Source organism: Insulibacter thermoxylanivorax, from assembly GCF_015472005.1.
GTDB classification, from domain to species: Bacteria; Bacillota; Bacilli; order Paenibacillales; family DA-C8; genus Insulibacter; species Insulibacter thermoxylanivorax.
The window spans coordinates 1-851 of sequence record NZ_BMAQ01000034.1; the positions used below are offsets into that span (position 1 = coordinate 1).

General features: G+C 51.7%; 1 protein-coding gene. It reads left to right on the forward strand.

Annotated elements, in window-relative coordinates:
• Nucleotides 1-727 (forward strand): UPF0236 family transposase-like protein (locus PRECH8_RS11905; protein WP_200967330.1); only part of this gene is annotated, 727 nt, incomplete at its 5' end.
• Nucleotides 728-851 lie beyond the last annotated feature (124 nt).

Below are 851 nucleotides of genomic sequence, written 5' to 3' on the forward strand. Positions count from 1 at the left end.
AAGCGGCTCAACGTTTTGGGAAGGCTTTGGAGACTTTCTGATCGAGCACTATGATGTGGATGAAGATACATGGTTGGTTGTCAATGGAGATGGAGCGGAGTGGATCGGGGAGTGTGAATCCTATTTTCACCGCTGCATTTACACGCTGGATCGCTTTCATGTTGCGCGGGAATTAAAACATGGTTTGCGCGAACTGCCTGTGCATTGGAAAGCCGTCCGTCGAGCCCTGGCTGCTTATGACCCGCAGGGATTGTTTGCTGCGATGGATGCCATACCGAAGGAGAGTATTCCAGAGGATCGACGTACCGATTGGGAACGGCTGAAAGGGTTTTTGCGTGGTCATGAGAAGCATCTGGTCGACTACCGCAAGATCCTTGCAGCCAATGGGATCGATACGACCGGGATGCGTCCGATGGGGAGCGCAGAATCGCAGATGCGGGTGTTTGCGAAGCGGACGAAGCGCGGCGGTTACAGTTGGAGCGTACGCGGAGTACAAGCGATGTTGAGATCGATCATTGCTCGCAATGAGGGGCGTTTGCATGAGGGAGAGGTTAGGGAGAACAAGCAGGCGTGCAAGCAGCAAGAGAAGCCGGGATTCCGACTTAAAGATCTCTTTAAAACGCCGAAAGAATACCGGACAGGAGTCGTCAATGGGTTATTACGGACGCTTCAAACATCCAAACAGAGCAGTCCATTGGGAATGGCATTGAAAGGATTGCGTGGATAACGGCAGGACACACCAATAAAGCGAGGAAGAAGGAAATAAAAGCGCTGCCAAGATTGGGTCCGAAACATGAGTTTTCACCAAACTTAGAAGGCTGCCCACAATTGCTTGACACACACCTCGGCAT